The 7,975-nt window shown below is 59.1% G+C and carries 7 protein-coding genes; 4 read left to right on the top strand and 3 right to left on the bottom strand.

Going from position 1 to position 7,975, the window contains the following annotated elements:
• Positions 1-1,438, bottom strand: a 1,438-nt coding sequence (locus HNO86_RS29900) for a carbon starvation CstA family protein (protein ID WP_175380537.1), incomplete at its 3' end; no start/stop codon positions are given.
• Positions 1,439-1,595: 157 nt separating this feature from the next.
• Between HNO86_RS29900 and HNO86_RS29895 the strand changes: the two genes are divergently transcribed.
• Positions 1,596-1,964 (top strand): PilZ domain-containing protein, encoded by a 369-nt coding sequence (locus tag HNO86_RS29895; RefSeq protein ID WP_175380536.1) that lies wholly within the window; start codon positions 1,596-1,598, stop codon positions 1,962-1,964.
• A 96-nt stretch (positions 1,965-2,060) separates the two neighbouring features.
• Here HNO86_RS29895 and radA read toward each other — a convergent pair whose 3' ends face one another.
• The gene (gene radA / locus HNO86_RS29890) at positions 2,061-3,428 is read right to left on the bottom strand and encodes a DNA repair protein RadA (RefSeq protein ID WP_175380535.1); all 1,368 of its coding nucleotides are present in this window, start codon (positions 3,426-3,428) and stop codon (positions 2,061-2,063) included.
• A 607-nt stretch (positions 3,429-4,035) separates the two neighbouring features.
• Between radA and mscL the strand changes: the two genes are divergently transcribed.
• Positions 4,036-4,449 carry a large-conductance mechanosensitive channel protein MscL gene (gene mscL / locus HNO86_RS29885; protein ID WP_175380534.1) on the top strand — a complete coding sequence of 138 codons (414 nt, stop codon included), beginning with the start codon at positions 4,036-4,038 and terminating at the stop codon, positions 4,447-4,449.
• Positions 4,450-4,586: 137 nt separating this feature from the next.
• Here the strand turns inward: mscL and HNO86_RS29880 are convergent, their stop codons facing one another.
• The gene (locus HNO86_RS29880) at positions 4,587-5,363 is read right to left on the bottom strand and encodes a ferredoxin--NADP reductase (RefSeq protein WP_175380533.1); all 777 of its coding nucleotides are present in this window, start codon (positions 5,361-5,363) and stop codon (positions 4,587-4,589) included.
• A gap of 346 nt (positions 5,364-5,709) precedes the next feature.
• Between HNO86_RS29880 and HNO86_RS29875 the strand changes: the two genes are divergently transcribed.
• On the top strand, positions 5,710-6,441 hold the full coding sequence (locus HNO86_RS29875; protein WP_175380532.1) for a LuxR family transcriptional regulator: 732 nt from the start codon (positions 5,710-5,712) through the stop codon (positions 6,439-6,441).
• Positions 6,442-6,611: 170 nt separating this feature from the next.
• Entirely contained in the window at positions 6,612-7,736 is a 1,125-nt protein-coding gene (locus tag HNO86_RS29870; protein WP_175380531.1) for a class I SAM-dependent methyltransferase, read from the top strand.
• Positions 7,737-7,975 lie beyond the last annotated feature (239 nt).

The following is a 7,975-nucleotide window of genomic DNA, read 5'->3' as shown; positions in this document are numbered from 1 at the left end:
ACAGCGCTTCGAACAGGATCGCGAAGTGGTACCAGAACGCCATGGTGTTCTCGCCTGGCAGCACACTGTGCAGGATCTGCGCGATACCGACCGCCAGGGTCGGCGCACCGCCGGCACGGGCCAGGATGGTGGTTTCACCGATGTCATGGGCCACGGCCTGCAGCGCTTCGGGGGTGATTGCAAAGCCCCAACTGCTGACCGCCGCCGCCACCGAAGCAACATCACCGCCGACCACCGCCGCCGGACTGTTCATGGCGAAATACACGCCTGGCTCGATCACCGAAGCGGCAACCATGGCCATGATCGCCACGAAGGACTCCATCAGCATGCCGCCGTAACCGATGTAACGGGCGTTCACTTCGTTATCGAGCAGTTTTGGCGTGGTGCCGGAGGAGATCAGCGCGTGGAAGCCTGACACGGCGCCACAGGCGATGGTGATGAACAGGAACGGGAACAGACCGCCCTTCCACACAGGGCCAGTGCCATCGACGAACTGGGTCAGGGCCGGCATTTTGAGCTCTGGCATGGTGACCAGAATGCCGATCGCCAGGGCGACGATGGTGCCGATTTTCAGGAACGTCGACAGGTAGTCACGAGGCGCGAGGATCAGCCAAACCGGCAACACGGCGGCAACGAAACCGTAGCCGATCAGCATCCAGGTGATCTGCACGCCGGTGAAGGTAAAGGCTTTGGCCCAGACCGGGTCAGCGGCAATCTGCCCGCCCAGCCAGATCGAGCCCAGCAGCAACAGCACGCCAATCACCGAGATTTCGCCGATGCGGCCCGGGCGGATGTAGCGCATGTAAATGCCCATGAACATCGCGATCGGGATGGTCGCCATCACGGTGAAAATCCCCCACGGACTTTCAGCCAGGGCCTTGACCACGATCAGCGCCAGCACCGCAAGGATGATGATCATGATCAGGAAGCAGCCGAACAGCGCGATGGTGCCGGGGATGCGGCCCATTTCCTCGCGCACCATGTCACCGAGCGAACGTCCGTTGCGGCGGGTGGAGAGGAACAGAACCATGAAGTCCTGCACCGCACCAGCCAGCACCACACCGGCGATCAGCCAGAGCGTGCCGGGCAGATAGCCCATTTGCGCCGCCAGGACCGGACCGACGAGGGGACCTGCGCCGGCAATGGCGGCAAAGTGGTGACCGAAGAGGATGTGTTTGTTGGTAGGAACGTAGTCCAGACCATCATTGTTGAGCACGGCGGGGGTGGCCCGCCGCGGATCGAGTTGCATCACGTTGTTAGCGATGAACAGACTGTAGTAGCGGTACGCGACCAGATAGATGGCCACGGCAGCGACCACAATCCACAAGGCGTTGATCGCCTCGCCCCTGCGCAATGCGACTACACCCAGGGCGCACGCGCCCAGGATTGCCAGCACCAGCCAGGGTAGATGGCGTAGCGGGCTATTATTATTTTTCATTTGTTTATTCCAGCCAGAGTGGACAGAAGGACAGCCACCCCGAGTTTAGCTCTCCTGACGGTAAAGACCATACCCAACGTTGGTCTGGAGCCTCGCTCTGGCTGGCAGATTCTGACAATGCGGGTCTATAGTCAGCGAACATCCAGAGGATAGCGCCATGAGCGAGCACCCTGTCGATCGTCGCCAATTCAAACGTATCGCATTCGATGCCCGGACCGAGCTGAGCCAGGGGGAATTCGTCTGGCCGGTCAAGCTGATCGACCTGTCACTCAAGGGCTTGCTGATCCAGCGGCCCGAACCGTGGCTGGGCGATCCGCAGCAGGACTTTTTCATCGACATTCATCTGAGCGACGACGTCGATATCGAAATGGACGTGCAGTTGACCCATGAGGACCATGGGCAATTGGGATTCGTCTGCCACCACATCAGCCTGGAATCCATCGAGCGTTTGCGGCGATTGATCGAGCTCAATCTGGGGGATCCGCAGGAGCTTGAGCGGGAACTGGGCGCTTTGATCGAAATCTGAACGCCCTATCTGCAGGAGCTGCCGAAGGCTGCGATCTCTTGATCTTGAAAATCAAAAGATCGCAGCCTTCGGCAGCTCCTGCATTGGGATTTGCGGTTATTCGAATAGCGCGTCGAGGGCCTGTTCGAGGCGTGTGACGGCGATGATCTGCAGGCCTTGCGGCGCTTCTTTCGGGGCGTTGCCCTTAGGCACGATGGCGCGCTTGAAACCGTGCTTGGCGGCTTCCTTCAGGCGCTCCTGCCCGCTGGGCACCGGGCGCACTTCGCCGGACAGGCCGACTTCACCGAATACCAGCAGATCGTGAGGCAACGGCCGGTTGCGCAAACTCGACATCACCGCCGCCATCAACGCCAGATCCGAAGCCGTCTCCAGCACTTTCACACCACCGACCACGTTGAGGAACACGTCCTGGTCATGGGTCGGAATGCCGCCGTGACGGTGCAAGACCGCCAGCAACATCGCCAGACGATTCTGATCCAGCCCCAGGGTCACCCGACGCGGGTTAGCCAGGTGGCTGTCATCCACCAGCGCCTGGACTTCCACCAGCATCGGTCGGGTGCCTTCCCACGTTGCCATGACAACACTGCCCGGTACTTCTTCCTGAGCACGTGTCAGAAAAATCGCCGAAGGGTTGGAGACTTCCTTCAACCCCCTGTCAGTCATGCCGAACACGCCTAGCTCGTTCACCGCGCCGAAACGGTTTTTCACCGCCCGCAGCAGCCGCAGACGCCCGTCGGACTCGCCTTCGAAATACAGCACGGTATCGACCATGTGCTCCAGCACCCGGGGACCGGCCAGCGCGCCTTCCTTGGTCACGTGGCCGACCAGGAAGATCGCCGTGCCGCTCTGTTTGGCATAGCGCACCAGCAAGGCCGCGCTCTCGCGCACCTGGGACACGCCGCCCGGCGCCGATTGCAGTTGTTCGGTGAAAATCGTCTGGATCGAGTCGATCACCATGACCTTGGGCTTTTCCTGACGGGCCGTGGCGATGATGGATTCGATGCAGGTTTCGGTCATGACCCGCAATTGATCCTGTGGCAGACCCAGACGACGGGCACGCATGGCCACTTGCTGCTGGGATTCTTCGCCGGTGACGTAAAGCGCCGGCATGCTCTTGGCCAGGTTGCACAGGGTTTGCAACAGGATGGTCGATTTGCCGATGCCCGGATCGCCGCCGATCAGCACCACCGAGCCGTCGACCAGACCGCCTCCCAGCACCCGGTCCAGTTCGCTGGATACGGTGGAGAACCGCGGAATTTCCTCGACACTGACTTCGGCCAGGGTCTTGATCTGCGCCTGCTGGCCAGCCCAGCCGGTGCGACCGCTCGGTGCCGCGGCCCCGCCGCTTTCCACCATGGTTTCGGTCAGGGTGTTCCAGGCGCCGCATTCGCTGCACTGGCCGGCCCACTTCGGGAAGGTTGAGCCGCACTCGGTGCAGCCATACATACGCTTGGCCTTGGCCATCTGAACCCCCGGCAAAAACCGCGATGATAACGCAGGCGGGAGTGATGAGCCCGCACGGTAATACACCGTAACGCGCAGGTTGGAAACGAACCGGTCTTGGATAAACAGAACGCTTCTGCAGTACCCAATGAACCCGGCTTGTACAAGGAACTCGAGACACTCTGCCTTTAGCGGACGAATAATGCTGGTAAATCTTGTACAACAGTTATAGAGCAAAACTCCGACCGTACAACTCCATCTCTAGCAGATAGACCAACTTCAACTTTTATTAATCCACATAAAAAACAAACCCATTGCGCAAGTTTAGAGCATTTACTTTAGCCTCCACTGAAATAATACCGATGGTATTAATCACCTATTTCATTGAACTCATATCTTCCATCTTCCAATCACGGCACAACTAAACATCAGAATGCTTGTTGGCATATCTGGTCCATCAGTCCCATGCCAAAGATGGGCATCTCGTTTTGGAGTGCATTGGATTTAAACTTTTCAACGCCCCTCCGGTCGACTGCAGGCAAGCGTCTCAGGCAGCCGTTTCAAGCAGGATGCACCTTGCTGATTTACACTGCCTTCACCTACCTCATCTGTAACAAGGAAATAACCTATGGGCGTGATCAATGAGTTCAAGGCCTTCGCGGTCAAAGGCAACGTGGTCGACATGGCCGTCGGGATCATCATCGGTGCGGCTTTCGGCAAGATCGTCACCTCGTTTGTCGGTGACGTGATCATGCCGCCGATTGGCTTGCTGATCGGCGGCGTGGACTTCAGTGACCTGGCCATTACGCTCAAGGCAGCGACCGCCGACGCCCCCGCCGTGGTGCTGGCGTACGGCAAATTCATCCAGAGCATGATCGACTTCGTGATCGTCGCATTCGCGATCTTCATGGGCGTCAAGGCCATCAACCAACTCAAGCGCGAAGAGGCGGTCGCACCGTCTGCGCCGCCGGTTCCAAGCAAGGAAGAAGAGTTGCTGGGGGAAATTCGCGACCTGCTCAAGGCCCAGAACAACAAGCCCTGAAAGCTGACGCCTGATCTGTTGTAGGAGCGAGCTTGCTCGCGATGCACCTGAGCGCGCCACGGTGTGTCAGGCTGTCAGCGTTATCGTTGACGACCATCGCGAGCAAGCTCGGCGCCTACAGGTTTTCGATGGGGCCTTTACCAGAAGTTCTCTACAGCCACCTGCCCCGGCCGGCGGCTCAGGCTCAAGTGCATGTCACGCTGCTTCAGCAGTTTACGCGTGTCGTCGATCATCTGCGGATTGCCGCATAGCATGACCCGCGAGTGTTCCGGTGTCAGCGCCACCCCTGCCGCACGTTCCAGCTCGCCATTCTCGATCAGCGTGGTTATCCGCCCGTTCAGCGCTCCGGGATGCTGTTCCCGCGTTACCGTGTTGATCAGTTGCAACTTGTGCGCATGTTCCGCCAGGTACTCGCGTTGCGCCAGCTCTGCAATCAGCTCCTGATAGGCCAGCTCACGGGTTTCGCGCACGCTGTAGACCAGGATGATGCGTTCGAATTTCTCCCACACCTCGAAGTCCTGGAGGATCGACAGAAACGGCGCGATGCCGGTGCCGGTTGATAACAGCCACAGATCACGCCCATCGACAAAACGGTCGAGGGTCAGATAACCGAAAGCCTGGCGATCGACCAGCAACGTATCGCCGACGCCGAGTCGGCTCAGTTCGCTGGTGAACTCGCCGTCCGGTACGACAATGGAGAAGAACTCAAGGAACTCGTCGAAGGGCGACGACACCATGGAATAGGCACGCCACACGGTGCTGCCATCTGCCTTGGTCACACCCAGGCGGGCAAATTGGCCAGCACGGAAGCGGAAGCCCGGATCCCGGGTGGCGCGCAGGGTGAACAGGTTCGGAGTCAACGGCTGGACGTCGAGCAGGGTCTGGCGAGTAAATTTCTCTTCACTGACGGTCATGTGCGGCTCCAGGGAAATCATGGCCGCAGTGTCTCGCAAAGCGCGCCGCATAAACACTGGTGATTTGTGGTGTCTTTAGGGCAGATGCCTATCATTTAGTTGTAACATTTCTACATACAAATAATAGCTATATGACATCACCCTATTAGTAACCGGGCAATTAATATTAATGATGACATTCAATGTCTGATTTCAGAAATATCCACGATAGAACCGGACACCCAACTTTTCCCTCGATATAAATTCAAAAAAAACTCAACACAGTTGTGGGATCTCTCCTACAATCCAATCGCAAACACTCTGGATCCAATTAACCATATAGACCAAACACATTTGGAGCTCCATGATGGAACGGTGGAAGGAGTCGCAACTTGAACAAATATCCTCTACAACCGAACTTGGGAATGCCTTCCAGAGCTCTCTTAATTTCGTGAAGAATATGGGCTTCAAATTTTTTGCCTTTTCAACCACTTGCCCGACAAAAACAGAGCAGTTCCACACCCTGCTGTACAACAATTACCCCGTTGCCTGGAGCCGCGAGTACGAGAGAAAGAAACTTGTCGTCACCGACCCGATAGTGGCTCATTGCAATCAAACAACGCTGCCGGTTCTCTGGAGCGAGGATCTGTTTGGCAACACCCCCTGGATTTGGGACGCGCTCGAGGAGCAAGGCATACAGCACGGCTGGTCCCAGGCGGTGCACGACGAAGACAGCGGCTTGTGCAGCATTGTCAGCGTGGCCAGGAGTCATTGCCCGATCAGCGCATGGGAGCTGTACGAGAACCTTGGCTTCACCACCTTCATCGGCCGCCACTTGCATAGCCTGGTCGCCCAGGCGGTGCCCAGGCAGCCGGAAAAGAACGGCGGGACCCACTTGTCGCCGCGGGAAATCGACGTACTGAACCTGGCGGCGGCGGGCAAGACCGCGTACGAGAGCGCCCGAATTCTCAATCTCAGCGCGCGTACCGTGAACTTCCATGTCCAGGAAGCCATCCGCAAACTGGGGGTCAACAACAAGGTTTCGGCCGTGATCGCCGCCGCCAAGGCGGGCTATCTCGACAGCGACACGATGCGCTGAGGCGAAAAACCTGCGGGCAATCCGACTCAAAAAAACGTACCATCCGCGGTTCCTCCTGAGTGATGACGTGTGAGCCTTCCACGACGCAGTACACTCGGACGACCCCGCCCGCCACAACGCCCCTGGGCGCGGGATTATTCCCCTGAGCTTGATTATCCAGAGCCCGCCCCATGCCTTTGCTCGAAACACCTTTCGCCAGCCTCGACCTGATCCGCCAACCCGAACAGCAGAACGAACCGCTGCAGGCCTTCGACGCGGCGGACGAATACCTGCTCAACCATCTGGCCGAACAGCAGCCTTCGATCGATACGCGGGTGCTGGTGCTCAACGACAGTTTCGGCGCATTGGCCGCCAGCCTGGTGGGCAAGGTGAAGGTGACCAGCAGTGGCGATTCATTCCTGGCCTTTCAGGGACTGGAGAAGAACCTGGCCCGTAACGGCCAGGCATTCGACGCGGTGCCGGCCATTCCTGCCAGCGAAACGGCGACCGGCCCCTTTGACCGCGTGCTGATCCGGGTGCCGAAAACCCTGGCCCTGCTGGAAGAGCAACTGATCCGCCTGCAAGGCCAATTGGCACCCGGCGCTCAAGTAGTCGCCGCCGCGATGATCAAGCACCTGCCACGCGCCGCGGGTGATCTGCTCGAACGCTACATCGGCCCGGTCCAGGCATCGCTGGCCGTGAAAAAGGCCCGCTTGCTGATTGCCACCGCCGAAGACAAGGCGCCCGCCACCTCCCCTTACCCCACCCGCTATCGCCTCGACGCGCCCGCCATCGAACTGCTCAACCACGCCAACGTGTTCTGCCGCGAAGGCCTGGACATCGGCACCCGGGCATTTCTGCCACACCTGCCAAAAAACCTTGGAACGTCACGCGTGGCCGACCTCGGTTGCGGCAACGGCGTGCTGGCAATCGCCAGCGCCCTGCAAAACCCCGACGCCCACTACACGCTGGTGGACGAATCCTTCATGGCCGTGCAATCGGCCGCAGAAAACTGGCGTGCGGCCCTGGGCGAACGTGAAGTGATCGTCCGGCCCGGCGACGGCCTGGCCGGACAGGAACCGCAATCGCTGGACGTAGTGCTGTGCAACCCACCCTTCCACCAGCAACAAGTAGTCGGCGACTTCCTCGCCTGGCGGATGTTCCAGCAAGCCCGGGAAGCACTGGTGGTGGGCGGTGCGCTGTACATCGTCGGCAACCGCCACCTGGGTTACCACAGCAAACTGGCGCGGCTGTTCCGCGGCGTCGAACAGGTTGCGGCCACGCCGAAGTTCGTGATCCTCAAGGCCCGGAAGTAAGGGCCTGCGCATGCATCCGGTCGCACCTCCTGTGTAGGAACTGTCGAGTGCAACGAGGCTGCGATCTTTTGATTTTAAAGCGCAAGATCAAAAGATCGCAGCCTTCGGCAGCTCCTACACGAACCAAATCCGATCAGGCCGGCCGGTAGGCCGCCTCGCTTTTGATTTTGATCCACCCGCCCCGTCGGCAGGCTGAGTGGAGGCGTTCATCCGGGGGTGAGGCGCGCAGCGCCGTGCGG

The sequence above is a fragment of the Pseudomonas sp. C1C7 genome (genome assembly GCF_013359595.1).
GTDB lineage: Bacteria > Pseudomonadota > Gammaproteobacteria > Pseudomonadales > Pseudomonadaceae > Aquipseudomonas.
The sequence above is the reverse complement of the archived record's forward strand: the minus strand, read 5'-3'. Positions and strand labels throughout refer to the sequence as shown.

Excerpts from the sequence above, each read along its gene's own strand:
- HNO86_RS29895 (WP_175380536.1), top strand. The coding sequence starts at position 1,596 with ATGAGCGAGCACCCTGTCGATCGTCGCCAATTCAAACGTATCGCATTC.
- radA (WP_175380535.1), bottom strand. The coding sequence starts at position 3,428 with ATGGCCAAGGCCAAGCGTATGTATGGCTGCACCGAGTGCGGCTCAACC.
- mscL (WP_175380534.1), top strand. The coding sequence starts at position 4,036 with ATGGGCGTGATCAATGAGTTCAAGGCCTTCGCGGTCAAAGGCAACGTG.
- HNO86_RS29880 (WP_175380533.1), bottom strand. The coding sequence starts at position 5,363 with ATGACCGTCAGTGAAGAGAAATTTACTCGCCAGACCCTGCTCGACGTC.
- HNO86_RS29875 (WP_175380532.1), top strand. The coding sequence starts at position 5,710 with ATGGAACGGTGGAAGGAGTCGCAACTTGAACAAATATCCTCTACAACC.
- HNO86_RS29870 (WP_175380531.1), top strand. The coding sequence starts at position 6,612 with ATGCCTTTGCTCGAAACACCTTTCGCCAGCCTCGACCTGATCCGCCAA.